This window comes from Neisseria sp. HMSC068C04 (genome assembly GCF_001810105.1).
Classification (GTDB): Bacteria; Pseudomonadota; Gammaproteobacteria; order Burkholderiales; family Neisseriaceae; genus Neisseria; species Neisseria flavescens_B.
The window spans coordinates 1-24,406 of the sequence record NZ_KV799929.1; the positions used below are offsets into that span (position 1 = coordinate 1).

The 24,406-nt window shown below is 51.2% G+C and carries 23 protein-coding genes; 5 read left to right on the forward strand and 18 right to left on the reverse strand.

Annotation, left to right across the window (positions count from 1 at the left end):
* Nucleotides 1–48: 48 nt before the first annotated feature.
* On the reverse strand, nt 49–861 hold the full coding sequence (gene ccsA / locus HMPREF2700_RS04160; RefSeq protein ID WP_070590394.1) for a cytochrome C assembly family protein: 813 nt from the start codon (nt 859–861) through the stop codon (nt 49–51).
* A gap of 181 nt (nt 862–1,042) precedes the next feature.
* Between ccsA and ffh the strand changes: the two genes are divergently transcribed.
* The gene (ffh, locus tag HMPREF2700_RS04165; protein ID WP_070590396.1) at nt 1,043–2,413 is read left to right on the forward strand and encodes a signal recognition particle protein; all 1,371 of its coding nucleotides are present in this window, start codon (nt 1,043–1,045) and stop codon (nt 2,411–2,413) included.
* Nucleotides 2,414–2,578: 165 nt separating this feature from the next.
* Here the strand turns inward: ffh and HMPREF2700_RS04170 are convergent, their stop codons facing one another.
* The 13 genes from HMPREF2700_RS04170 to HMPREF2700_RS04230 all read right to left on the reverse strand — a co-directional run bounded on the left by HMPREF2700_RS04170 (nt 2,579) and on the right by HMPREF2700_RS04230 (nt 13,728).
* The gene (locus HMPREF2700_RS04170) at nt 2,579–3,274 is read right to left on the reverse strand and encodes a thiol:disulfide interchange protein DsbA/DsbL (protein WP_070590399.1); all 696 of its coding nucleotides are present in this window, start codon (nt 3,272–3,274) and stop codon (nt 2,579–2,581) included.
* A gap of 170 nt (nt 3,275–3,444) precedes the next feature.
* On the reverse strand, nt 3,445–5,556 hold the full coding sequence (locus tag HMPREF2700_RS04175) for a TonB-dependent receptor (RefSeq protein ID WP_070590401.1): 2,112 nt from the start codon (nt 5,554–5,556) through the stop codon (nt 3,445–3,447).
* 159 nt (nt 5,557–5,715) lie between these two features.
* A complete protein-coding gene (locus HMPREF2700_RS04180) occupies nt 5,716–6,249 on the reverse strand; it encodes an alpha/beta hydrolase (protein ID WP_070590404.1) in 534 nt (177 codons plus the stop codon).
* Nucleotides 6,250–6,259: 10 nt separating this feature from the next.
* Nucleotides 6,260–6,604 (reverse strand): hypothetical protein, encoded by a 345-nt coding sequence (locus HMPREF2700_RS04185; protein WP_003682692.1) that lies wholly within the window; start codon nt 6,602–6,604, stop codon nt 6,260–6,262.
* Nucleotides 6,591–7,370 carry an exodeoxyribonuclease III gene (locus HMPREF2700_RS04190; protein ID WP_003684015.1) on the reverse strand — a complete coding sequence of 260 codons (780 nt, stop codon included), beginning with the start codon at nt 7,368–7,370 and terminating at the stop codon, nt 6,591–6,593. The genes HMPREF2700_RS04185 and HMPREF2700_RS04190 overlap by 14 nt, the downstream gene beginning before the upstream one ends.
* A 44-nt stretch (nt 7,371–7,414) precedes the next feature.
* Nucleotides 7,415–8,728: an amino-acid N-acetyltransferase gene (argA, locus tag HMPREF2700_RS04195; protein WP_070590408.1), complete on the reverse strand. Its 1,314-nt coding sequence runs from the start codon at nt 8,726–8,728 to the stop codon at nt 7,415–7,417.
* Nucleotides 8,725–9,120, reverse strand: coding sequence for an MJ0042-type zinc finger domain-containing protein (locus tag HMPREF2700_RS04200; protein WP_039862294.1), 396 nt, complete (start codon nt 9,118–9,120; stop codon nt 8,725–8,727). The genes argA and HMPREF2700_RS04200 overlap by 4 nt, the downstream gene beginning before the upstream one ends.
* A gap of 99 nt (nt 9,121–9,219) precedes the next feature.
* Nucleotides 9,220–9,861: an orotate phosphoribosyltransferase gene (gene pyrE, locus HMPREF2700_RS04205; protein WP_003682682.1), complete on the reverse strand. Its 642-nt coding sequence runs from the start codon at nt 9,859–9,861 to the stop codon at nt 9,220–9,222.
* Between the two features lie 170 nt (nt 9,862–10,031).
* Nucleotides 10,032–10,502 (reverse strand): 23S rRNA (pseudouridine(1915)-N(3))-methyltransferase RlmH, encoded by a 471-nt coding sequence (gene rlmH, locus HMPREF2700_RS04210; protein WP_049329270.1) that lies wholly within the window; start codon nt 10,500–10,502, stop codon nt 10,032–10,034.
* A 163-nt stretch (nt 10,503–10,665) separates the two neighbouring features.
* The gene (gene pyrH, locus HMPREF2700_RS04215) at nt 10,666–11,385 is read right to left on the reverse strand and encodes a UMP kinase (RefSeq protein ID WP_002243681.1); all 720 of its coding nucleotides are present in this window, start codon (nt 11,383–11,385) and stop codon (nt 10,666–10,668) included.
* Nucleotides 11,386–11,601: 216 nt separating this feature from the next.
* Complete coding sequence (gene tsf / locus HMPREF2700_RS04220; RefSeq protein ID WP_012779539.1) at nt 11,602–12,456, reverse strand: translation elongation factor Ts; 855 nt, start codon at nt 12,454–12,456, stop codon at nt 11,602–11,604.
* A 123-nt stretch (nt 12,457–12,579) separates the two neighbouring features.
* A complete protein-coding gene (gene rpsB, locus HMPREF2700_RS04225) occupies nt 12,580–13,308 on the reverse strand; it encodes a 30S ribosomal protein S2 (RefSeq protein WP_002230071.1) in 729 nt (242 codons plus the stop codon).
* A gap of 177 nt (nt 13,309–13,485) precedes the next feature.
* A complete protein-coding gene (locus HMPREF2700_RS04230) occupies nt 13,486–13,728 on the reverse strand; it encodes a hypothetical protein (RefSeq protein ID WP_070590410.1) in 243 nt (80 codons plus the stop codon).
* A gap of 78 nt (nt 13,729–13,806) precedes the next feature.
* On the opposite strand from HMPREF2700_RS04230, the gene HMPREF2700_RS04235 reads away from it, so the two are divergent.
* Nucleotides 13,807–14,400 carry a 5-formyltetrahydrofolate cyclo-ligase gene (locus HMPREF2700_RS04235; protein ID WP_070590412.1) on the forward strand — a complete coding sequence of 198 codons (594 nt, stop codon included), beginning with the start codon at nt 13,807–13,809 and terminating at the stop codon, nt 14,398–14,400.
* A 76-nt stretch (nt 14,401–14,476) separates the two neighbouring features.
* On the opposite strand, the gene HMPREF2700_RS04240 is transcribed toward HMPREF2700_RS04235, so the two are convergent.
* The 3 genes from HMPREF2700_RS04240 to amgK form a co-directional block, all read right to left on the reverse strand.
* The gene (locus tag HMPREF2700_RS04240) at nt 14,477–15,943 is read right to left on the reverse strand and encodes a KAP family P-loop NTPase fold protein (RefSeq protein ID WP_070590415.1); all 1,467 of its coding nucleotides are present in this window, start codon (nt 15,941–15,943) and stop codon (nt 14,477–14,479) included.
* A gap of 140 nt (nt 15,944–16,083) precedes the next feature.
* A complete protein-coding gene (gene mnmG / locus HMPREF2700_RS04245; protein WP_070590418.1) occupies nt 16,084–17,979 on the reverse strand; it encodes a tRNA uridine-5-carboxymethylaminomethyl(34) synthesis enzyme MnmG in 1,896 nt (631 codons plus the stop codon).
* Between the two features lie 82 nt (nt 17,980–18,061).
* Entirely contained in the window at nt 18,062–19,066 is a 1,005-nt protein-coding gene (gene amgK, locus HMPREF2700_RS04250) for an N-acetylmuramate/N-acetylglucosamine kinase AmgK (protein WP_003749406.1), read from the reverse strand.
* Between the two features lie 69 nt (nt 19,067–19,135).
* Here amgK and HMPREF2700_RS04255 point away from each other — a divergent pair, with 69 nt between their 5' ends.
* From HMPREF2700_RS04255 to HMPREF2700_RS04265, 3 genes are all read left to right on the forward strand, one after another.
* The gene (locus HMPREF2700_RS04255) at nt 19,136–21,535 is read left to right on the forward strand and encodes an LPS-assembly protein LptD (protein WP_349267191.1); all 2,400 of its coding nucleotides are present in this window, start codon (nt 19,136–19,138) and stop codon (nt 21,533–21,535) included.
* A complete protein-coding gene (locus tag HMPREF2700_RS04260) occupies nt 21,532–22,521 on the forward strand; it encodes a peptidylprolyl isomerase (protein WP_070590425.1) in 990 nt (329 codons plus the stop codon). Before HMPREF2700_RS04255 ends, HMPREF2700_RS04260 begins: the two co-directional genes overlap by 4 nt.
* A gap of 114 nt (nt 22,522–22,635) precedes the next feature.
* A complete protein-coding gene (locus HMPREF2700_RS04265) occupies nt 22,636–23,445 on the forward strand; it encodes an alpha/beta hydrolase (protein ID WP_070590427.1) in 810 nt (269 codons plus the stop codon).
* A 233-nt stretch (nt 23,446–23,678) separates the two neighbouring features.
* Here the strand turns inward: HMPREF2700_RS04265 and HMPREF2700_RS04270 are convergent, their stop codons facing one another.
* Nucleotides 23,679–24,299, reverse strand: a complete 621-nt coding sequence (locus HMPREF2700_RS04270; protein ID WP_070590430.1) for a DUF1269 domain-containing protein — start codon at nt 24,297–24,299, stop codon at nt 23,679–23,681.
* Nucleotides 24,300–24,406: the final 107 nt, after the last annotated feature.

The window sequence follows — 24,406 nt, forward strand, 5'->3', positions numbered from 1 at the left end:
AGGCCGTCTGAATTGCTCTTTCAGACGGCCTTTTTTTATGTTTTCTATTTATCCAATACGTTGAAGGACAATTTCTAGGACGAATTTACTGCCTACATAGGCAAAAATCAGACTGACAAATCCGACAATAGTCCAAACGGCAGCTTTTTTGCCGCGCCATGCGGTCATGCTGTGTTTCAACAATAATGCGCCATAAATCAGCCACGACATAATACTGAAGATGGTTTTATGCGTGAAGGTCATCGGCTTGCCGAAAATGGTTTCTGCAAAAAACGTACCGCTGATAACGGAATAGGTCAATAAGACGAATCCTGCCCACATACCTTGGAACATGAGTTTTTCCAAACTCAATAATGGCGGCAAGAAGCTGACCAATGCGGAAAAACGGCGTTTGTGCAGATTGCGGTCGAGCAAAAGGATCAGGATGGCAAATAAGGTAACGATGCCAAACAGTCCATATGCGAGCAATGATGATGCGATGTGCGACAGCGGCAATAGGTCTACGATTTGGCGGCCTGAAAAATCACCTGGGAAAAGGAAACCCAACAATAAGGTCAATGCGGCACAGGGATACAATAAGAGCTGCACCCCGCGCAGACAATAAAAGAAGCTGCCCAGGCAGTACATCATCAGCATCAGCCAAACTATCAGACTGAGCGAATAACCAAAACCGGTAATCAATACCCTATCCTGCAATACTGGGAACATCAATGCTGCGCCATGTACCAATAATGCGCCACTCAAAATCAGCAGCTCGGTTTTCAGCGGGTAAGACTTATTATTGTGCTTTTTATGTTGCAACCAGGAAAATGTGCCCAATCCGGCATACACCAGCATAAGGCAGATTAAAACAATCGGCATAAATAACTTTCTCAATAGACATATGAACACTTGACGGACAGCCGTTAGGGTTTCAGACGGCCTGGCTGTCGTGTTTGTGTTCTTGAAGCATAACTTCGGACTATCGTGTAAAATAATCCGAATTTTATTTTAACAAAGAATGCCCTGTATTGGGCAGCTATTCTCATTATCAAGGATAAGTATGTTAGACAACCTGACCAACCGCTTCAGCAAGGTACTTAAAAATATTCGCGGCCAATCAACGCTGACCGAAGACAATATTAAAGAAGCCTTGCGCGAGGTTCGTCTTGCCCTGCTGGAAGCCGACGTTGCATTGCCCGTCGTTAAAGAATTCGTCAACACAGTCAAAGAACAGGCCCTTGGCCAAGAAGTCGTCGGTAGCCTGACGCCTGACCAAGCCTTTATCGGCGTGGTCAACCAAGCCTTAGTCGAACTGATGGGCAAGGAAAACAAAACGCTGGATTTATCGGTTTCACCGCCTGCCATCGTTTTGATGGCTGGTTTGCAGGGTGCCGGTAAGACAACAACTGTCGGCAAACTCGCCCGCCTGCTGAAAAACGATCAGAAGAAAAAAGTTTTGGTGGTATCTGCCGACGTTTACCGCCCTGCCGCGATTGAACAGCTGCGCCTGTTGGCCGAACAGGTCGGCGTGGACTTTTTCCCATCCGATACCAACCAAAAACCGGTTGAAATTGCAACTGCCGCCGTCAATTATGCCAAAAAACATTTTTACGATGTCTTGATGGTCGATACCGCCGGCCGTTTGGCAATCGATGAAGAGATGATGAACGAAATCAAAGCGCTTCATGCGGCGGTCAACCCGGTTGAAACTTTGTTCGTTATCGATGCCATGTTGGGTCAGGATGCGGTGAACACTGCTCAGGCATTTAATGAAGCCCTGCCGCTGACCGGTGTCGTATTGACCAAGATGGACGGCGATTCGCGCGGCGGTGCGGCATTGTCCGTACGCCATGTAACCGGCAAACCGATTAAATTTATCGGCGTCGGCGAAAAAATCAATGGCCTTGAACCTTTCCACCCCGACCGTCTTGCCAGCCGTATCCTCGGCATGGGCGACGTATTGACCCTGATTGAAGACGTTCAAAAAGGTATTGATGAAGAAGCCGCTGCCAAAATGGCGAAAAAACTGCAAAAAGGCAAAGGCTTCGACCTCAATGACTTTAAAGAACAAATCCAACAGATGCGCAATATGGGCGGCTTGGAAAACTTGATGTCGAAAATGCCAGGCGAACTAGGCCAAATATCGAAACAAATCCCCGAAGGCACGGCTGAAAAAGCGATGGGCAAAGTAGAAGCCATCATCAACTCGATGACCCCTAAAGAACGCACCAACCCTGCCCTGCTCAAAGCCAGCCGCAAACGCCGTATTGCAATGGGTGCGGGTACGACCGTGCAGGAAGTGAACAAATTGCTCAAACAGTTTGAACAAATGCAGCAAATGATGAAGATGTTCAGCGGCAACGGTTTAGGCAAACTGATGCGCTTGGCCAAAGGCATGAAGGGAATGAAAGGCATGTTCCCAGGTTTATAAGCCGATTTGACAGAAAACGCCGTCTGAAATTTCAGACGGCGTTTTTGTTTTGCATTCTGATTTAAACCATGAGGCTTTAAACAACCATTTCTTTCTATAACATCTCATATAAAAGGCCGTCTGAAATCCTATTTTCAGACGGCCTTTGCTCATTCAATCCTCAACTTATTGCGGCTTTTTCTGCTCTTCGCGTACTTTGTCCACCAACTGATCAATCGTGGTCATGCCGGACTGCCAGTCTTTAAATTCGACTTGGTATTTGCCGCCAACGATAACGGTCGGTGTGCCGCTGATTTGGAATTTATTGGTCAACTCTTCCATTTGAGCCGCACGCGCTTGACTTTCGGGCGCTTCAAATGCAGCCAATACTTTTTTGCCGTCAAATGCAGTTTGCTCAGACAACCATTTTTTCAGGGTATCGGTATCGGCCAGATTGATTTTTTGGTTAACCATCGCATCGAAAATATGGCTGTTGGCTTTATCTGATTCACCGGCCATTTCCACTGCGGCCGCCAAACGTGCCAAAGGTTTCATTTCATCACCCCACACGACATGCTCCCGGCGCATATAGGTATCGTCTTTAAACGTTTTGATGTGCTCGCTCAAAACCGGCTCAAGATGGGCACAATGCGGGCAGAAGTAGCCGAAGAATTCCAATACTTCGATTTTGCCGGCCTGCTGTTGCGGAATCGGATTGGACAATACGGTGTAATTGACACCTTCGGTCAATTCGGCAGGGGCTGCCGGAGCAGATGCGCTGCTTTGGGCGCTGTCTACCGGAACGCTGGTTTCAGCCTGTTTGCTGCAAGCGGCCAATGCCAACAGGGTCAATGAAGTCAAAGCTAAGGTTTTCAGTTTCATAGGTATCTCTTTACATTCAAATCAATGGGCCGATTTTATGGCATTTTGTTGGAGGTGTGTTCGATTTGAGTGAAAAAATGTGTTTAGTTTTATTTCAACCTTTATAAAAGGCCGTCTGAAATATGGCTTAGATCATAGCCTTATTTTCAGACGGCCTTTGCCTGATTTCATCAGAAACGGTAATTTACCCGGGCAGTATAGCCGCGCGGATTACCCGGCATAGAGTCCGAACGCCAATATTTTTGATTGAGCAGATTGGCCGCGGCAAAGGTAACGTTGACGTTTTTATGGTTCCAGCCAAGCATGGCGTCAACTCGGGCAAAGCCTGGAAGCGTGGTCACTTCTTTATTTCTTGAGTCGTAACCGTAGCGTTTGCCTGTACCGGTTACGCCGATTTCGCCGTAGAGGTTTTCGGTTGGGGTATAACGGAAAAACAGGTTGCCGGTAACGTTGCTGGTGTTATTCAAATGGATGCCCACTCGGTCGGGATTTTCCTTGTCCTCAACCACTTTCGCCTGCATCACACCCAACGAACCGCGCAGATAGAGTTTTTTGGGTATGATTTGCCCGATGGCGGACAATTCCACGCCACGCGAACGGTGTTTACCGCTGACTGCCCAAGTGTAGGGATCATTTTGCGCGTCGGGGCGGTAGCGGATATTGAAGCGTTCGATTTGGTAGGCGGACAACGTAGTGCTGAGGCGTTCGTCCAGCCAGCTGCTTTTGACGCCGGTTTCGTATTGGCGGGTGTACTCGGGGTCGGCGTTGAACACGGCAGCAGACGACGTGTCGATACTCAAATAGCCGCCGCGTCCGCCATAAGGCGCGAAGCCTTTGTTATACGAGGCGTAAAGTGTGTGGACTGGGTTGATGTTCCACACTACGCCGATGTTGGGGCTGAACGAGTGGCCGCTGTACTGGCGGCTGCTGCCGGTGAGTTTGTTTTCGGAATTAAAGGTGTATTTGTCGTAACGGCCGCCGAGGACGAATTTCAAATCGGGCGTGGCGGAGAAGATGTTTTGCACAAAGATGCCGTAGGAATCGGCCTTGTGTCGGTTTTGAGTGAGAACGGGCTGCAATCTACCCGAAGCCGGCCAGCTCGCGCGGTCGTAGGGGTTGATGGAGGCGGAAAAGGTGCGGCTGAAACCCAAGGTCGGGTTGCGGTGTTCGCGGCTGTAATCCATGCCTACGGTCAGGTGGTTTTCAAAACGGCCGATGTTGTAGTCGCCGTTGAGTGTGAAATTGGACGACAGGGTTTTGTTGTCGGTCTGCTGCCAAGCGTAGTTGCGTTTGATTCGGCTGCCGTTTTCGCTGCCTGCATAGAAATGGTCGAAATCCTGCGCCGCCGTGCGGTGGGCGAGTTGCCATTGGGCGCGCCATTTGTCGTTGAAGGCGTATTCGAGGTCGGAACGCCAAACTTGCAGCTTGTCTTTAACAAAATCGTTCGGGTGGGCAAAACCCATGCGGTAAGGCAGCCCGAAGCGGTCGTACACGGACTTGGTCGGGCTGCGGTCGGGCGTGCGCTCCACATTGTCGTAGGTGTATTGCCCCGTCCACTTCAAGCCGTTGTCGAGTTTGACGGTAATGCTGGGCGAAACCATGACATTCTTGCTGTCTATGCCGCTGCGGAACGAATTGGCGCGCCCGACTTCGCCGGTGAGACGGATGGCGACGTTTTTGTTCAGCACTTCGTTGATGTCCATATTCAGGCTGCGGTTTGCCCACGAGCCATAAACCGCTCCGATGTTGCGGCTTTGTTTGAAGTTGGCGTATTTGCTGACCATGTTGATGACGCCGCCGCCGTTGGTGCGCCCGTAAAGCACGGAAGACGGGCCTTTCAGGATTTCGACGCGCTCGATGTTGGCGGTGCTGCGGCGCACTTGTCCACTTTCGCGCACGCCGTCACGGTAAATATCGGATGCGTCGGCTTGAAAGCCGCGCAGAAAAATGCTTTCGCCGCGCATATCGTAGGCAGCATCGATGCCGGCATTGCCTTCGAGGATGGAACTCAAATCGTTCGTGCCGTAATTTTTGTTTTTCTGGATATTGAGCGTATCAACGGTTTGCGGCGTTTCTTTAATGAGCTGTCCGTTGCGGGTAACGGCGGCTTCGTCGTAGTTGATGTAGCCTTTGAGTACGCTGGTATCGGACTGTCCGACCACAGAAACAGTGGGCAAAGTAGCGGTGTAATGTTCACCATTGTCCTGCGTATCGGCGGCAGCAACAGGGAAGGAAGCGATAATCAGCGTGGGTAATAAAGCCAAATGAAATGGTATTTGCATTTTTATACTCAATTTAACGAAACAACCGAATTATATTGCTTCAAAAAAGAAATGAGAATAGTTTCTTTTAATTATATTTAACATGATATTTGTAAACAAAGGCCGTCTGAAATACATATCGGTTTCAGACGGCCTTTGTTTATCAATAGACACTTCAAACTATTTACTCAACAGCATTTCCTGCATCAGCTTCATGCCCCATTGCCAGCCGCCGAGTGCGCCGTTTAACTTGCCGGAATGCGGCGATTGAAGCAGGCGTGCATGCCAACGGTCTGCCTGTTCTTGCGCCCAATCGCGTGGCGTGCCGTTTGTTTCGGCGATAACCAGCGCTGTACGGCAAGGGCAGCGGACACGCTGGAACGTATGGATTTCGTCCTCGGGAAAAGCTTCTGGACGCGGCGAGACCAAAATAATATTGGTCAGGCGTTTTTGCGTCATGATGTCGGCTTGATACAGCCATGCTAAAAATGCGGACACGCCGGCACCATGAGCCACGACGGCAATATTTCTGCTGACGATATGGTCGAAAGCCGTCTGAATGGCGTGTTGCCATTCGGAAATGGTTTGCCGACTATCGGCTTCGGCAGTTTGAACAATCGGATAGCTGACCGCCCAGCGGTCTATCCACATTTCCGCTTCATCCGCATCGCGTATCAGAAACAGTGCCATTTCTTCGAGTTCGAAGCTCTGCATTTCAGACGGCCTATTTGAGCAAGTCGTTGAGTGTAAATGCAATCAGCAATGCGGCAGGCACGCTGAGGATGGCACAAGTCGCCAGACAAAGTACGATGTTGGCAACCAGCCGCCAACCCTTCCAAGCAAAGCATTTGGCCGCAATCAGCAGGCAAGGCAGGGAAAACAGCAGCCATACCAACGCCCAAGTCGGATTGGCCTTGGTCGGTGCAACCCAGCCGGACATCCGCGCCAGCATAAACACCGCCCACACCAGCATAGGCAGCACAAATGCCGCCACGACCCACGCCGCGCCTACGCCGGTTTTGCCGTTTATATTCCAATCATATTTACCCAAAACCTTATTCGGCAACATAGTCATACTCCACAACTAAAGGGGCGTGATCCGAGAATTTTTCGTCTTTATAAACATGTGCGGAAACGGCTTTGGCGGCCAACTCCGGCGTAACCATCTGATAATCGATACGCCACCCGACATCTTTCGCATACGCTTGTCCGCGGTTGCTCCACCAGGTATAGCCCGGCACATCAGGATAAAGTGTGCGCCACATATCCGTCCAACCGAGCTTATGGATGACTTTGCCTATCCATTCTCGCTCTTCAGGCAAGAAGCCCGAATTTTTCTGATTGCCCTTCCAGTTTTTCAAGTCGATGTTTTGGTGGGCAATGTTCCAGTCGCCGCAGACGACGATGTCGCGCCCTTCGTTTTTCATGGCTTCGAGCATGGGATAGAACGCGTCCAAAAAGCGGTATTTCACTTGTTGGCGCTCTTCCGCGCTGCTGCCGCTGGGCAGATACAGCGAAATTACCGACAACTTGCCGAAATCGCAACGGACAAAACGGCCTTCCCTGTCAAATTCTTCAATGCCCATGCCGATTTGCACATTGTCGGGTTTGCGTTTGCTGTACACCGCCACGCCGCTGTACCCGCGCTTTTCGGCGCAATGCCAGTAGCCGTGCATACCGTGCGGATTTTTCATATCGTCTGACAGGTCGGCCTCTTGAGCTTTCAGTTCCTGCACGCAGACGATGTCGGCACCGGAAGCGGCGATGTATTCATAAAAACCTTTTTTATAGGCGGAGCGGATGCCGTTGACGTTGGCAGAGATAATTTTCAACATAAGATTTGAGTAATTTTTAAAAACGGATAATAGGATTAAGGTTTTCAGACGGCCTGCAAGTCATAAACAAATACTTTGGAATTGCGGCCGTTGGCATTGTATTCCTGCCGGCGTTCGGCAGGCAGGTCATCGGCCGAGGCCGTCTGAAAGCCCCGTTCGACAAACCATTCGCCCGTGTGCGTGGATAAGGCGAAAAGCGTTTTGATATTTAAGGCGCGTGCTTTTTGAAACAGATGTTCCAACAGCAATTCGCCGTAGCCGCCGTCACGCGCTTCGGGCGACACCACCAGACAGGCCAATTCGCCGCAGTCCGGTTCGGCAAAGGTTTTCAACGCCACGCAGCCGTAAATGTTTTGATCGTGTTCCAATACGGAAAAACTGGAAATATGGTTTTCCAAATACTCGCGGCTGCGGTGTAACAAGATGCCTTGTTCCGCCAGCGGACGGATTAAGGCGATGATGTGCGGAATGTCGTCGCTGCGTGCCTGACGAATGGAAACAAACGGCTCACGCGCAATAGATGTACCGCTGCCCTCGCGGGTAAACAGCTCGCGCAACAGGCTGCCGTCTTCACGGCCGTTGAGAATCTGCACCCGCGATACGCCGTTTTCCAACGCGCCTACCGCCGCATGCAGCAAATCGGCCGGCGCATCGGGATTGTCGTGTATCAGTTCCTGCACTTCGCCGACAGACAAAGTATTGGCCAACGAACCGTCGGCTCGGCGGATACCGGTTTCTTCGGTCAAGAAAACCAGTTTCTCCGCCTGCAAAGCCATGGCCACTTCCTGAGCGGTTTCGCACATGCTCAGATTGAAGGTTTTGCCGCTGTACGAATGCCCCAAAGGACTGATAAGCACCACCGCGCCGCTATCCAAACGCAAACGGATTTCTTCCGCGTCGATTTTGCGGACGGTACCGGTATAGCCCATGTCCACGCCGTCGATCACGCCCAACGGACGGGCGGTAATAAAGTTGCCGCACGCGATAACCGGCGGCTTGCTCCGTTGCTGTGCGGATACGCTGCTGAACAAGGCGGCTTCCACATCGCTGCGGATAATCCCCGCCACCTGCTTCACTTCCATTAAAGTCGCTTCATCGGTAATCCGGCGGCTGCCGCTGTATTTCGGAACAAAATTCCGACCCGAAGCCAATTTGTCAAGTAAATGCCGCGAACCATGTACCAAGACCAAACGCAAGCCCAAGCTGGCCAACAGATTCAAATCTGCGGCCAAACGAATCAGGGTTTCGCCTTCCAACAGGCTGTCGGTAACGCCGACCACCATGGTTTTACCGCGCAAATATTGGATATAGGGCGCGGCCTCGCGAAAGCTGGCGACAAAATGGGTGATGGCACTCATAGCAGGGCAAGATAAAAGAGTTGCATAATCAAAACCGTCAGCGCAATCAGCGATGCCAACGTCCAGTTGAAACCGTCCTTGCGCGTTTTGACCGCCGCCTGCTCTTCCGCCTTAGGCTCTTCCTTGAGCGCGCTGTTGAGCAAATCGGAAATTTCTTTGCGCGAGAGTTTGGAATGTTTGAGGATTTGCGCGCCGATGTTATGCACGAGGCGCACATCCGTTACCGCCACAGGCAGATGAGCCGGATCGGCCGGCAGGTTGCCCGACAGATAATCCTTGGCCTTAAACATCCCCGAACAACGCGTGCAGACCACGAAACCCTGCGCCACGTTCAACTGGGCATCTTTCACCCAATGTGGTGTTTTACAATGAGGACAAGAACAAGCAGGCATGAGTATTTTCCGTAAGTGTATTGAATCAAAAATATATTTTAGCCAATGTTTCAGGCCGTCTGAAAAATGTTTCAGACGACCTGAGCATGATGTTATGGTTTAAACCGCGCCGTAACGTTCGCGATAGGCTTTGACCGGCTCGAAAAAGCCACCAAATTCGGCATTGTTTTGCAAGAGCGTGAACAAGTCATTCAAGTTGGCAATTGAAACCACCGGCAGGCCGTATTGTTTTTCGACTTCCTGCACCGCCGACAATTCGCCAGTGCCTTTTTCCATGCGGTCGAGCGCAATGGCCACTGCGGCAGGCGTTGCGCCTTCGGCCTCAATCAGTTTGACCGATTCGCGCACGGATGTACCGGCGGAAATCACATCATCGATAATCAGCACGCGGCCTTTCAAAGGCGCGCCCACCAACACACCGCCCTCGCCGTGGTCTTTGGCTTCTTTGCGATTGTAGGCAAACGGTACGTTTACGCCTTTTTCCGCCAACATCATCGCTGTTGCCGCCGCCAAAATAATGCCTTTATAGGCTGGGCCGAACAGCATATCGAACTTCACGCCGCTGGCAATAATGGCCTCGGCGTAAAACTTCGCCAGCTGCAAAGTCGATGCGCCGTCATTGAACAAACCGGCATTGAAAAAATAAGGCGACTGACGGCCGGCCTTGGTCGTAAATTCGCCGAATTTCAACACGTTTTGTGCCAAAGCGAATTTGAGGAAGTCTTGACGGAAATCGGACATTTGGGTTCTCCCGAAAGATGTTGATTTATCAAAGAAACGATTATAAAGGATTCATGCGGAAAAATCAGGCCGTCTGAAAACAGGTTCAACCCCGCTTTAAACCGACTTGCCCTATTCCCTTTCAAACCGACAAGGCGGCATTGCCGTCTTATCCCTGCAATCAAAACGGATTATTCCCGATGATACGGATGATTGTGCAAAATCGAAACGGCGCGATAAAGCTGCTCGGTCAATAAAACGCGCACCATGCCGTGCGGCAAGGTCAGGCTGGAAAGGCGCATCATCATGTTTGCCTGCTGTTTCAAACGGTCAGTCATGCCGTCTGCGCCGCCGATAATAAAGCAGACGTGTTCGCCGTTTTGCTGCCAGCCTTTCAAATGTTGTGCCAATTCGACCGAAGTCGGCGCTTTGCCGCGCTCATCCAATACCACCAAAAACGCGCCCTGCGGTATGGCTTCCAACAGGCGTTTTTCTTCAGCCGCCATACCCTGAGCCGCATTCACACCCGCGCCGCGTTTCTCTGGCTTGATTTCTTTCAGCGCATAATTGACATCGCGCCCGAAGCGTTTGGCGTACTCGCTGACGGCTTCATCCACCCAACGCGGCATTTTCGTGCCGACAGCCAAGACGGTGATATTCATGGAGTATCCTTTTGTTATCGAATTGTCGGTTGGGGATTATGGTCAAGCAAGTTCTTAACCTTTTCAAACCATGAGCCAATACCCACCTCAACCGACTGAAAATAAAAGGCCGTCTGAAAGCCGAATGTATCCCGTTCGGCTGTTTCAGACGGCCTTTCAATGATTAGCAGTGAACCAGTGTACCTTCGTTTTCGCCGGTTACCACGCGTTTGAGCGAGCCTTCTTTAGCAATGCCGAATACCACGATATTGAGCTTGCGTTCTCGGCAGAGGGCGAAAGCGGTGGCATCCATCACTTTGAGGTTTTTCAACAAGGCTTCGTCAAAAGTAATGGTTTCGTAGCGTGTTGCTGATGGATCTTTTTTCGGGTCTGCAGTATACACGCCGTCAACGTTGGTGGCTTTGAGCATCACGTCGCAGTTCATTTCCGCGCCGCGCAATGCGGCGGCAGTGTCGGTCGTGAAGAACGGGTTACCGGTACCGGCGGCAAAAATCACGACTTTACCTTCTTCCAAATATTGAATGGCTTTAGGACGGGCGTAAGTTTCAGCGATTTGCTGCATGGAAAGTGCGGATTGTACGCGCGCCTTGATGCCCAAAGTTTCAAATGCGTCTTTGAGTGCCAACGCGTTCATCACGGTTGCCATCATGCCCATGTAGTCGGCAGTGGCGCGGTCCATGCTGCCTGCTTGTGCAGATACGCCGCGGAAAATGTTACCGCCGCCGACAACGATACCGACTTGCACGCCCATTTTAACGACTTCGGCAATTTCGCCGACAGTTTGAACGATGGTATCGTGATTGATGCCGAACGGATCGGAACCCATCAGGGATTCGCCGGAGAGTTTCAGTAATACGCGTTTGTATTTGATTTGCTGTGTCATGGGATACCTTGCTTTCTTGAATGTCGTCGGTCGGAATTGGGCCGTCTGAATTTCAAACGGTCGGATTACAATGATATGGTGTGTCGTTCTATTATTGTTTTGTTTTCAGACGGCCTTTATATTCGGTCGTCTTAAAATAGGTACCGTAAACGGTTTTCTCAAAAAAAAGCACCCTGATTCGTTTGGAATCTAGGTGCTTTCTTTTTCATAAGTGCCTTACACTTTAGCAGCGGCAGCAACTTCGGCTGCGTAGTCAACAACGGCTTTCTCGATACCGTCGCCTACTTTGTAGCGTACGAAGCTAACCACTTCAGTGCCGTTTTCTTTAGCGAATTGGGCAACAGTTTGATCAGGGTTCATCACGAACGCTTGGCCGTTCAGAGTGATTTCAGCCAAGAATTTGCGGATACGGCCTTCAACCATTTTAGCGGCGATGTCGGCAGGTTTACCGGAAGCGATAGCTTGTTCAGTGTAGATGTGGCGTTCTTTTTCAACGGTTTCAGCATCTACTTCGGCTTCGCTTACGCATTGTGGTTTAGCGGCAACGATGTGCATACCGATTTTGCGTGCTACGTCTTCAGAGCCTTTGAACTCAACCAATACGCCTTCGGTAGCCAAAGCACCGTGGATGTAGGCAACCAGTTGGTTGGCAGTGTCGATCACTTGGAAGCGGCGAACAGACATGTTCTCGCCCAATTTAGCGATGATGGCTTTGCGTTCTGCTTCAACCAGTTCGCTCAGTTCTTCAACAGAAGCCGGTTTTTTCTCGGCAGCAGTTTTAGCAACGAAGTTGGCGAACTCTACGAAGCCGGCGTCTTTAGCAACGAAGTCGGTTTCGCAGTTTACTTCAACCAATGCACCGACATTGCCGTTGATCGCGTAAGCCAATACGCCTTCGGCAGCAGTACGGCCAGCCAGTTTACCGGCTTTCGCACCAGATTTAATACGCAGGATTTCTTCGGCTTTATCGAAGTTGCCTTCAGCTTCAACCAAGGCTTTTTTGCATTCCATCATGCCCAGGCCGGTAGCGGCGCGCAGGTCGGCAACCATTTTTGCAGTAATTTCTGCCATTTTGAATCTCCTAGATTTTTGGGAACACGGCGATTGCCGTGTTTGGAAATAGTGGCCGTCTGAAACGGATTTCAGAACGGGATTTGAGAAAAGGGGCATAACGCCCCTCTTCTGTGTACCGAATTACTCGGCAGCAGCTTCTTGGGCAGCGGCTACAGTTTCTTGCAGCGCTTGGTTTTTGCCTTCCAAAACTGCGTCAGCAATGCCGCGGCAGTACAGGCGGATAGCTTTAGCGGAGTCATCGTTACCAGGGATAACGTATTTCACGCCGTCAGGGCTATTGTTGGTATCGACTACGGCGATAACAGGGATGCCCAATTTTTCAGCTTCAACCAGAGTACCTTTTTGGTAGCCGGTATCGATAACGAAAATCGCGTCAGGCAGGCCTTTCATGTTTTTGATACCGCCCAAAGAACGTTCCAGTTTTTCAACGTCGCGTTGCATTTCCAGAATTTCTTTTTTGTTGAAACCGCCTTCAGCAGCGTTTTCCAGGGCAGCAGTTTTTTCTTCCAAGCGTTTGATGGATTGCTTAACGGTTTTGTAGTTAGTCAGCATACCACCCAACCAGCGGTAATCAACGAAAGGCATACCGGCACGGGTAGCTTCTTCGCGGATGATGTCGCGGGCTTGGCGTTTGGTACCTACGAACAATACTGTACCTTTGTTGGCAACCAGACGACGTACGGCTTCTTGCGCCTCTTGGAACATCGGCAGGGTTTTTTCCAAGTTTACGATATGGATTTTGTTGCGCGCACCGAAAATGTATTGTGCCATTTTCGGGTTCCAGAAACGGGTTTGGTGACCGAAGTGAACACCGGCTTCAATCATCTGACGCATAGTAATTTGAGACATGTTATTTCCTTGAAAGGGTTAAAGAGCACACATTCAATCGCATAGAACTTGATAGGCGGCGCCTATTGTCAAGCACCCTTCGGCGAAAGTGGGCATAAGTTTAAAAAAATAAAAGCATGTTTCCGAAATGGAAAACTGACGGATTATAGCGGATAAGAGGCCGTCTGAAAAGGGATTTTATACCTTTCCGTCCTGTTTTTCATCCGTCTGTACCGCCTTTTGGCGGGCCGCCTTAAACTCCGCCTGCTCCTGTCGTTTCATCAAGCGGTTGCGGCGGCGGATGGTCACGACGAAGACCGTGAACACGGTGGGCAACACTGCCCAAAAAATCAAATAAATCAACGCGCGCGCAATACTCGGCTGCGCGGCGGAAAACATCACGGCAACAAAAAGATAGCCGATGGCGACAATGTGCCACATCGTGTGCGTCCTGTTTGAATGTTAACAAAATCGTTATAATCGCAACATTCTACCGCAATCCCGAAAGGCCGTCTGAAAATGAGGAATCCCGAAAAATCGGCACTACGCAAACAGTTCCGCCGCGCACGCGCCCAAATGAGCGCCGACGAGCGTAACGCCGCCACCGAAACCATCAACCGCCTGCTCAAACCCTACATCAAAAAAGGACGGAAAATCGGCGTGTATTGGCCGATGGGCAAGGAATTGCGATTGGACGGCTTTGTCCGTGCCGCACAAAAACGCGGCGCAAAACTCTACCTGCCCTATATCGAACCGAACACACGGCGGATGTGGTTCACCCCCTACCCTGCCGACGGTACCAAACAAGAACGCAAACGCGGCCGCGCCAAATTGAGCGTACCCCAATTTACCGGCAAAAAAATCCGCGTCCACCAACTCAGCCTGCTGCTGGTCCCCATCGTCGGCATCGATAAACGCGGCTACCGCCTCGGACAAGCCGGCGGCTATTACGACGCCACCCTCTCCGCCACGAAATACCGCCTGCAAACCCAAACCTTGGGCGTAGGCTTCGGCTGCCAACTGACCGACACCTTGCCGACCGAACCCCACGACATCCCCCTAAACGGCTTTGTCTCCGAGCTTGGCGTATTGAAATTCAGACGGCCTCGATAGGATAATTATCGGTTTATTTAAGATGATAAAAGGCCGTCTGAAAACCTGATTTTGGGGTTTCAGACGGCCTTTAATTTTATTGTAGCGTTTGTTCAAGACTGAGTACTCGGAAAGTTTCTTTCAAGACAGATAAAATCTGATCTTTTCCAAAATAACAACCGAAAGATGGATTTGCAAAAAAACATGTATTTATTTCTTTCTCCCAATAGGACTTATCATGAGGTTTTAGTGATGCTAAATGAGGATCTTCAATTTTACTATGTAGAATTAACATCACCGCAATAACATCCACATGTTTGGAATTGCCATAATTAATTGGTATATCTGGCCAAGATTGAATATTAAACAATTGAGCAAAATCTTTGGCATCAGTTCGATTTTTATTAATATTATCAATTAAATTCGGATAGAAGCAGAAGATAAATACACCCGTAATACGCAACAAGATCAAGTTATCTAGTCCGTCACTTATCAAGTTATCTAGTCCGTCACTTAAAGAATAGTATATCTCTAAAAATCGGACTAATCGTTCCGTCTCCCTAAGTGATAAATTATTCCGCTCTACCATATCACTAATAAAATTCAGGACTTCTCGTTTTTCTATTAAACCTCGTAACTCGCTATACATACGGCTGTCCTGTATCAACTTTTTAAAATATTCAACTGTAATCAAAGCTCGCTCTTCCTCAAATTGAGCTACAACCTTATCCGGCAAGGCAAAGCTATATTTTAAAAACTTATCTAAATATTTTTGCGCATCCACTTCCACACCATACCTGTGATTAATTGCTGCGCGCAGTTGCTTGGTATTCGTAACCAGCACGACTTTAACGTTTTCAATATCAAAGACGTGCTTGATAACTTCCAGCATATCAACCGCATAGTCGGGACGGCAACGGTCGAGTTCATCGATAAACAGGATAATCGGTTTGTCCGCTGCCAATTCTTTCAGACAGGCTTTGAGCGTTTCCAGATTTTTTTCTGCTTCAATTTGCTCTTTCAATAAGGCTTCGACGGTTGCATCGATAGTGTAGTCAGTAATTTTGGTAGCAACATCGGTTACGGTTTCTGCTACATTTTTTGCTTCTTGTTCATCACTTGTAATCTGTTGAAATTCTTCTGCCAAATCATCCACACTTTGTTTTAGAAAATAGTGGGATAGCGCATTAACCCCTGTTTTTATTCCGAATTTTACTAATTTCGATATTTCTCTTGTGAGACGTTTGCGTTCAGAGGGCTGTCCGTCGGTATCTTCAGGCGTACAGGCTTTAATGATTTCGGCAAGCAATGCCAGCAAAGGCTCTCCGCTATGGTCAGAGCGGAAGGCATCGATATAGACAGGCTGATAATTGAGTTGTTGCTGCTCTATGAGCCGAATTAGCTTTTGGCAAAATTCAGTTTTGCCCGTTCCCCAGCCGCCGTCGATGACCATAGGGGAAAGGTCGATATCTGAGGTAAGCAGCCTGATGATGTTTTCAGCTATCGGCTTACGGTTAAATTCGTCGTGTGTGGCAAAAGTTTTTTCTAAAGCTTGAGTTTCCATATTATCCCTTTGTCTGTCATAGGTTTTGTGTAACGTATTTTACTCTGTCATCAGTTTTTATGTTTTTGTTCTTTTAAATAATCGGAGACTATCAAAAAGGCCGTCTGAAACTTTCAGACGGCCTTTATTCGGATTAAACCTTACTTGGCATCTTTAAATCCGCGTTTCAAATGCACCATCAACAATGCGACGGCAGCAGGCGTTACGCCGGAAATGCGGCTGGCTTGGCCGACGGTTTCGGGTTTGTGCTGGTTGAGCTTTTGCTGCACTTCTGCCGACAAACCTTTAACTTTGCTGTAATCGATATCCTCGGGCAGCTTTAAGGTTTCGATGTCGCGGCGGCTGTCGATTTCTTCGTTTTGGCGGTCGATATAGCCTTGGTATTTGACTTGGATTTCGACTTGTTCGATCACGCTGTCGGCAAGTGCGGTTTCAGGTTGTGCGTCGGGCAGGGTCATCAGCGCGGCGTAGTCGAGGTTTGGACGGCGCAGGAGGTCGTGCAGGTTGGCTTCGCGGCTGAGTTTTTGGCCGAATACGCGCAGCTGCTCTTCTTCGGCGAGTTTTTGCGGTGTGTACCACGTTGTTTTCAAACGTTGGATTTCGCGTTCGATGGCTTCGCGTTTTTCGTTGAACATGCGCCATTGTTCTTCACCCACCAAGCCGATTTTGTAGCCGTCTTCGGTCAGGCGCATGTCGGCGTTGTCTTCCCTGAGTTGCAGACGGTATTCGGCGCGGCTGGTGAACATGCGGTAAGGTTCGTTCACGCCTTTGGTGATGAGGTCGTCCACCAATACGCCAAGATAGGCTTGTTCACGGCGCAACAGGAGCGGATCTTGTTCGCGGATGTATTGCACGGCGTTCGCACCTGCGAGCAGGCCTTGCGCGGCAGCTTCTTCGTAGCCGGTCGTGCCGTTGATTTGTCCGGCGAAAAAGAGGCCTTGGATGGTTTTGGTTTCAAGGCTGGCTTTAAGGTTGCGCGGATCGAAATAGTCGTATTCGATGGCGTAGCCGGGGCGCAGGATATGGGCGTTTTCGAGACCTTTCATGCTGCGCACGAGGGCGATTTGGATGTCGAACGGCAGGCTGGTGGAGATACCGTTTGGATAGTATTCGTGTGTAGTCAGGCCTTCGGGTTCGAGGAAAATCTGGTGGCTGTCTTTGTCAGCGAAGCGGTTGATTTTGTCTTCGATAGACGGGCAGTAGCGCGGGCCGACACCTTCGATTTTGCCGGTGAACATCGGGCTGCGGTCGAAACCTGAGCGGATGATGTCGTGGGTTTGCGTGTTGGTATGCGTAATCCAGCAGGACACTTGGCGCGGGTGCATATCGGCGCTGCCGCGCACGGACATTACGGGAACGGGTGTGTCGCCGGGCTGTTCGGTCAGCTGAGAAAAATCAATCGTGCGTCCGTCGATACGCGGCGGCGTGCCGGTTTTCAGACGGCCTTGCGGCAGGTTCAATTCGCGCAAACGGCCGCCCAAGGATTTGGCGGCAGGATCGCCGGCGCGGCCGCCTTCGTAGTTTTCCAAACCGATATGGATTTTGCCGGACAAAAACGTGCCTGCGGTCAACACGACGGCGCGTGCTTTAAACTCCACGCCCATCGCGGTAACCACACCGCTGATGCGTTCGCCGTCGAGCGTGACGTCTTCGACGGCTTGTTGGAAAAGCTCCAGATTTTCTTGGTTTTCCAGCATTTCGCGGATGGCGGCTTTATATAGGATGCGGTCGGCCTGCGCGCGCGTGGCTCGCACTGCTGCGCCTTTGCTGGCATTCAAGCGGCGGAACTGGATACCGGATTTGTCGGTGGCCAGCGCCATTGCGCCGCCCAATGCGTCGAGTTCGCGCACGAGGTGGCCTTTGCCGATACCGCCGATGGAGGGGTTGCACGACATTTGACCGAGGGTTTCGATGTTGTGTGAGAGCAGCAGGGTTTGCGCACCCATGCGTGCGGCGGCAAGCGCGGCTTCGGTACCGGCATGGCCGCCACCGACGACAATCACGTCGTAGGTTTTGGGGTAAATTATGTAAGTCATTTTTATGTGTTCTGTAAAGGTTTCAGACGGCCTTTTGTTGATCAGGCCGTCTGAAAAGTGGAATCAAATCTTAAAACCAAGCTTAGAAGGTATAGCCTGTTTCCAATTCGTCATCGCCAACCAATTCGACCAGCAACGCATAGAGCGGCGCCAAATCGTTGTAACGGCGGGATACGCGGCGCAAGTAGTTCAAGAAGCGCGGGATTTCCGGGCGGTATTTGTCTTTGCCGTCGCGGTAGTACAGGCGGGCAAAAATACCGGCCACTTTCAAATGGCGTTGTACGCCCATCCATTCAAACCAGCGGTAGAACTCGTCAAACTCGGCAGGCACGGGCAACTCGGCAGCGCGTGCTTTTTCCCAGTAACGGATGACCAAGTCCAATACAAATTCTTCTTCCCATTCGATAAACGCATCGCGCAGCAGCGACACCAAATCATAGGAAATCGGACCGTAAAGCGCATCTTGGAAGTCCAATACGCCCGGGCGGCCTTTCGCCAGCATCAGATTGCGGACGATAAAGTCGCGGTGGACATACACTTTGGGCTGCGCCAACAGGGGCGGCAGCAGCGTATCGACGGTTTGCTGCCACAACTGGCGTTGCTTGAAGGTCAGCTCGCGGCCCAATTCTTTGGCCACAAACCATTCGGGGAATAAATTAATCTCGCGCAGCATGACTTCGCGGTCGTATTCCGGCAGTTTGCCGGGCTGGCTGGCTTTTTGCAGCTCGATCAGTTCGTCGATGGCTTCGAGCAGCAGGGCTTTGTGGGCGGTTTCGCTGTTTTCCTGATTCATGGCGGTCAGGAATGTGGTATTGCCCAAATCGTTCAACACCATAAAGCCCAACGCTTCATCCACATGAAGCACTTGCGGCACATTAACCATGTTAAACAGTTTTTGCACTTTCAAATAAGGTGCAACACTCATCTTCTCAGGAGGCGCGTCCATACAGATAACGGTCTGGCCGTCTGAAAACGTCGCACGGAAATAACGGCGGAAGTCGGCATCGGCTGCCGCAAAGCTCAATTCAAACGGCTGGTTCGGGTAAACAGACTCCAGCCAGTTTTGTAATTCGGTTTGTCGTTGCATAGCGGTATCGCAGAATTTCAGGTTACAATAACCGCTATTCTAACTGGCAAACCGATTTAAGGGGCGATTTTGGCTCGTTTATTTTCACTCAAACCCTTGGTACTCGCCTTAATTATGGGCTTTGGCGCAACAGCCGTGCGCGCGGAAGATGCTTCTGTTCCGCAGGCGGAAGACTATACCCCTGCCCACACCGCTGCATCCAAACCGGCAAAAACCAGCCAAAGCGAAGCCGACCCGCTTTCCTTGGGCAGCACTTGCCTGTTTTGCGACCACGAAGATGCCAAGCCGACCGAAACCGCCGAAATCAAACGCAGCGGCGAGCCTGCCCTACCTGCCGATTACACCCGCGTCAACGCCGATAAAATAGAAGGTCAAACCCAAGTCGGCGTCCGTGCCGAAGGCGACGTCATCGTCGAGCGCAATGCCGATGTTCTCAACGCCGATTGGGCGCAATACGACCAAGCCACCGATACCGTTACCGCCGGCGACCGCTTTACCCTGTATCAAAACGGTTCGACCGTATCCGGCGACCAATTGGTTTACAACCTCAAAGACCAAACCGGTTCCGGCACTGCCGTGCGCCTCCATACCGAACAAGGCGGCCGCCGCCTTCAAAGTGTCAGCGAAAAAGCCGAACTCAAAGGCAAAGGCCTCTACAAGCTCATCAATACCAAATTCAACACCTGTTCGCCCGGCGATGCCAGCTGGTATATCCAAGCGCAAAGCATTGAAGCCGATGAATCGACAGGTATCGGCGTGGCCAAACACGCTTCGCTGGTATTCGGCGGAGTACCCGTCCTCTACACGCCTTGGGCGGACTTCCCCATCAACGGCAACCGCAAAAGCGGCCTGCTCGTTCCGACCATTGCCACAGGTTCAGACGGCCTTGAGCTGAGCCTGCCCTACTACTTCAACCTTGCCCCAAATTTGGATGCCACCATCCGCCCGGGCATTATCAGTAAACGCGGCGTGCAATTGGGCGGCCAAGTCCGTTATCTGCAACCGAATTACAGCGGCGAAGTCGATGGCGACTGGATGCCCAACGACCAAAAAAGCGTCCACAACAACCGCTACCAGTTCAAATGGAAACACCAGCAGCAGCTGAACAGCAAAATCAGCGGCGGCATCAACTACAACCAAGTTTCCGACGACGATTACTACCGCGACTTCTACGGCCGCGAAGACATCGCGCGCAACGTCAACCTTGACCGTCAGGCATGGCTCAATTACAGCGACAAACTGTTGGGCGGCAGCTTCGACGGCTCGTTGCGCGTACAAAAATACCAAACGCTGGCCAACCAAGACGGTTATAAAGACGAGCCTTATGCCATCATGCCCCGCCTGACCGGCCGTTGGCAAAGCCATATCGGCAAGGCTCAACTCAACGTATTAGGCCAATTCACCCACTTTGACCACGACACCAAGCAAGACGGCAACCGCGTAGTACTCTACCCGAGCGTCAAATGGGATTTCCACAACCAATGGGGCTACATCCGGCCTAAAGTCGGCGTACATGCCACTTATTACAGCCTTAACAGCTTCAACGGTCAAAGCGGCCGCAATGTCAGCCGCGTCCTGCCGATTATCAACGTCGACAGCGGCCTGACTTTCGAGCGCAGGGCCCGGCTCTTCGGCGGAGAATACCTGCAAACGCTTGAACCGCGCGTGTTTTACAACTACATTCCGACCAAGTCCCAAAACGACCTGCCTAATTTCGACAGCTCCGAAAACAGCTTTACCTATTCGCAGCTGTTCCGCGAAAACCTGTATTCAGGCAACGACCGTATCAATTCGGCCAACAGCCTGACGCTGGCCACACAAAGCCGTATCCTCAACCCCAACACCGGTGCGGAACTCTTCCGTGCAGGTATCGGCCAGAAGTTTTATTTCAAAAAAGACAACGTCCTGCCTGACGGCAACGTCAGCAATTATCCGCGCAGCCAATCCGACTGGGTAGCCTTTGCACACGGCAACCTTACCCCGAGCACCCGCATTGATTTGGACATCCACTACAACCAAAACCTAAGCCGTGCCGAAAGCTACGCCGCAGGGATTACCTACAACCCCGAACCCGGCAAAGTCTTAAGCGCGCGCTACAAATACGGACGCAACGAACGCATTTATCTGCAAGCCAACGGCGACTATTTCTACGACAGGCTCAGCCAAGTCGACCTTGCCGCCCAATGGCCGTTGAGTAAAAACCTGTACGCCGTCGCCCGTTACAACTACGAAATCGAAGCCAAAAAACCGCTGGAAATGCTTATCGGTGCAGAATACAAAAGCAACTGCGGCTGCTGGAGCGCAAACTTGGTCGGCCAACGCTATGTTACCGGCGAAAACAGCCACAAAAACGCCGTATTCTTCAACCTCCAACTCAAAGACTTGAGCAATATCGGCAACAACCCATTCGAAAAACTCCGCTTAGCCATCCCCGGTTACAGCAAAACCAACGAGGTAGTCAAACAATGAACTTCAAACCCCTGATTCTCGTCGCCGCACTCACTCTCGCAGTAGGCGCACACGCCGCTCCTAAAGCCAAAGCGACCAAAGCGCGTGCCAACAAAACTCCAGTCGTCAGCGCCACTACCATGCCTGCCGTACAAAGCGGCGTACATCTTTCAGACGGCATTGCCGCGGTTGTCGACAACGAAGTCATTACCCACCGCCAAGTAGCGCAAGCCGTAGCGCAAGCGCGTCAAACCATGCCTAAAGGCACGCAAATGGACGCCAACGAGCTGCGCCAACAAGTTTTGGCACAAATGATCAACCAATCCCTGATCCTCCAAGCAGGCAAACGCCGCAACATCCAAGCGACCGATAGCGAAATCGAAGCCGTTATCGCGCACAACCCCAACATCAAAAACCCGTCTGCCGCTGTCCGTCAAGACATCGCCGACAGCATTATTGTTGAAAAAGTGCGCCAACAGGCCATCATGCAAAACAGCCGTGTCAGCGACTCCGAAGTGGCACGTTACATCGAGCAGGCCAAACAACAAGGCGTGACCTTGCCTGAAGCAGACCCTGTACGCCAATACCATGCCCAACACATCCTCATTAAAGCCGACAACGACAATGCCGCCGTCGGCGCAGAAAGCACCATCCGCAAAATCTACTCACAAGCCCGCAGCGGCGCAGATTTCGGCGGTTTGGCACGCCAATACTCGCAAGACAGCAGCGCCGGCAACGGCGGCGACTTGGGCTGGTTTGCCGACGGCATGATGGTTGCCCCATTTGAAGAAGCCGTCCACAAACTCAAACCCGACCAAATCAGCGCCCCTGTTCGTACCCAATTCGGCTGGCACATCATCAAGCTGAACGACGTCCGCGAAGCAGGTACGCCTGAAGAGCGCCAACAAAACGCCGTCCGCCAATACCTGTCCCAACAAAAAGCACAACAGGCGACCACCAACCTCCTGCGCGAACTGCACAGCAGCTCATACGTTGACGTACGCTAATCGCGCGTATTGTTAAAAAAGCAGAAATCCGTACAATAAGGCCGTCTGAAATCCATTGTTCAGACGGCCTTCTCTCCTTTTACTTAAGCAACCCATTGATTAAAGCACCCCATCATGCCCATCCGTCCCAACTGGCAAACCGCCACCCTGCTGCAAGCCGAAGAAACCTCCGTTACCTCCGCCCACACCGGCCGCACCTACCGCATTCAAGCCGCGACACTCGGCGAGCGTCCGGCAGGCGGCTATCCCGTGCTGTATATTCTTGACGGAGATGCCTTTTTCCCCGCCATCCTCAATATGGCGCAATCCCTGCTCATCAACCCCATCACCAAAAGCCATGCCGCCTGTCTGATTGTCGGTATCGGCTACACCGGTGGCAACATCCGCGACTTAAGCCAACGCGCCCTCGACTACACGCCGCCGCTGCCCGACAATGCGCCCGAATCCGAACGCAAACAATACGGCCAAGCCGACCGCTTCAGCCGCTTTATCGATGACGAACTCTCCGCACTGCTCGACAGCAAATACCGCATCGATACCCAAAACCAAGCCGTCTTCGGCCATTCGTTCGGCGCACTGTACGGCCTCTATTCCCTGTTCACCCGTCCCGAACGATTCCGCCATTATTTGCTGGTTTCGCCGTCTATCTGGTGGCAAGACCGCCGCGTGCTCGATTGGCTGCCCGACGCTTTGCCGCAAGGAATCGGCATCCGCCTTGGCGCAGGCGAACATGAAGGCAGAAACAACCGTCCCGACCAAACCAGCCGCGGCATGGTCGCACAAGCCAAAATCCTTGCCGGCACTTTGCACCACCTCGGCGCAGATGTCCGCTTTACCCTCTACCCCAACGCCAATCACGGCAACGCCCCGTTTTACGCCCTGACCGACTGCATCGAATATTTGCGCGGCGCATGGCAGCGTTGAAGCAGGTTTGCCAAACATCGAGGCCGTCTGAAACGCAAACTTAGAAGCGTATTGAACCTATTGGATCGATCTAAAATCCAATTATAAAAAGGCCGAGACCTTTGCAAAGGTCTCGGGGCATGAAAAAGGGAGAGGCTACCTGAAAAATAGATTTTCAGGTAGCCTCAAACCGGTTTGGCATGCATCCGAAACGGAAAATTTGAGCGGTTACATACCTTGGGTTGGTGGCAGTGTTATTTCAACTTGGCTGCCAATTTGTCGAATTTTTGTTTGATGTCGGCCTTGAAGGCTTCCACTTTCTCTTTGCGCTCGGCTTTGCGCTGTTTTTTCCAAGCTTCGTGTGCCTGACGTGCCACTTCTTCCTGCGCTTCTATTGCTGCCAATACGTCCTGTTGGGCAACGGCTGCATCTTGCCGGAGAATAACGGTTTTGAAACGGTGGAAGAAAGCATCCAATACAGCCTCGTCGGATTCTTGCGCCAAAATAATGATTGCAGTACTGCCGTTATCCAGTTTTTTGGCTGTATTTTCCAGCAACGCCCCCTCTTCCAATGTTTGGGCAGTACCTGCATCACTGCCGATGAGTGCGCCAGTAGCTCCACCCAACAGAACACCGATAGGACCGCCGAGAATGCCGACCAGTGAACCAATGAGGCCGCCCGTCCATGTGCCTTCGACCGTATTGGCGGTAAAGTCGGTGCTTTCTGCTGGGATAATCAGGTCATTTTCCTTTTTAACCAAAACGGCTTGTGCCACCAAAGCATCTGTTGTCTGCGAGTAAGCTTTCAATTCAGAAAAGGCTTGATAAGCTTCGCTGGAGATGTTGAATAAGGCAACGATGATGTTTTGTTTCATAAGTCCACTCCCGTAGATTGAAAGATTTAAGAACATACTAGTTGTATGCAGTGTCATTATAAATTGCAAGGGGGGGGGGAGCAATGCGACAAACAAAACTTTACCTA

Coding starts and splice junctions, on each gene's coding strand:
- tsf (WP_012779539.1), bottom strand. CDS start 12,456: ATGGCAGAAATTACTGCAAAAATGGTTGCCGACCTGCGCGCCGCTACC.
- HMPREF2700_RS04235 (WP_070590412.1), top strand. CDS start 13,807: ATGAGGAATCCCGAAAAATCGGCACTACGCAAACAGTTCCGCCGCGCA.
- HMPREF2700_RS04260 (WP_070590425.1), top strand. CDS start 21,532: ATGAACTTCAAACCCCTGATTCTCGTCGCCGCACTCACTCTCGCAGTA.
- HMPREF2700_RS04185 (WP_003682692.1), bottom strand. CDS start 6,604: ATGTTGCCGAATAAGGTTTTGGGTAAATATGATTGGAATATAAACGGC.
- pyrE (WP_003682682.1), bottom strand. CDS start 9,861: ATGTCCGATTTCCGTCAAGACTTCCTCAAATTCGCTTTGGCACAAAAC.
- HMPREF2700_RS04200 (WP_039862294.1), bottom strand. CDS start 9,120: ATGCCTGCTTGTTCTTGTCCTCATTGTAAAACACCACATTGGGTGAAA.
- ccsA (WP_070590394.1), bottom strand. CDS start 861: ATGCCGATTGTTTTAATCTGCCTTATGCTGGTGTATGCCGGATTGGGC.
- mnmG (WP_070590418.1), bottom strand. CDS start 17,979: ATGACTTACATAATTTACCCCAAAACCTACGACGTGATTGTCGTCGGT.
- ffh (WP_070590396.1), top strand. CDS start 1,043: ATGTTAGACAACCTGACCAACCGCTTCAGCAAGGTACTTAAAAATATT.
- argA (WP_070590408.1), bottom strand. CDS start 8,728: ATGAGTGCCATCACCCATTTTGTCGCCAGCTTTCGCGAGGCCGCGCCC.
- HMPREF2700_RS04265 (WP_070590427.1), top strand. CDS start 22,636: ATGCCCATCCGTCCCAACTGGCAAACCGCCACCCTGCTGCAAGCCGAA.
- HMPREF2700_RS04180 (WP_070590404.1), bottom strand. CDS start 6,249: ATGCAGAGCTTCGAACTCGAAGAAATGGCACTGTTTCTGATACGCGAT.
- HMPREF2700_RS04270 (WP_070590430.1), bottom strand. CDS start 24,299: ATGAAACAAAACATCATCGTTGCCTTATTCAACATCTCCAGCGAAGCT.
- rpsB (WP_002230071.1), bottom strand. CDS start 13,308: ATGTCTCAAATTACTATGCGTCAGATGATTGAAGCCGGTGTTCACTTC.
- HMPREF2700_RS04190 (WP_003684015.1), bottom strand. CDS start 7,370: ATGTTGAAAATTATCTCTGCCAACGTCAACGGCATCCGCTCCGCCTAT.
- pyrH (WP_002243681.1), bottom strand. CDS start 11,385: ATGACACAGCAAATCAAATACAAACGCGTATTACTGAAACTCTCCGGC.
- rlmH (WP_049329270.1), bottom strand. CDS start 10,502: ATGAATATCACCGTCTTGGCTGTCGGCACGAAAATGCCGCGTTGGGTG.
- amgK (WP_003749406.1), bottom strand. CDS start 19,066: ATGCAACGACAAACCGAATTACAAAACTGGCTGGAGTCTGTTTACCCG.
- HMPREF2700_RS04240 (WP_070590415.1), bottom strand. CDS start 15,943: ATGGAAACTCAAGCTTTAGAAAAAACTTTTGCCACACACGACGAATTT.
- HMPREF2700_RS04170 (WP_070590399.1), bottom strand. CDS start 3,274: ATGAAACTGAAAACCTTAGCTTTGACTTCATTGACCCTGTTGGCATTG.
- HMPREF2700_RS04175 (WP_070590401.1), bottom strand. CDS start 5,556: ATGCAAATACCATTTCATTTGGCTTTATTACCCACGCTGATTATCGCT.
- HMPREF2700_RS04230 (WP_070590410.1), bottom strand. CDS start 13,728: ATGTGGCACATTGTCGCCATCGGCTATCTTTTTGTTGCCGTGATGTTT.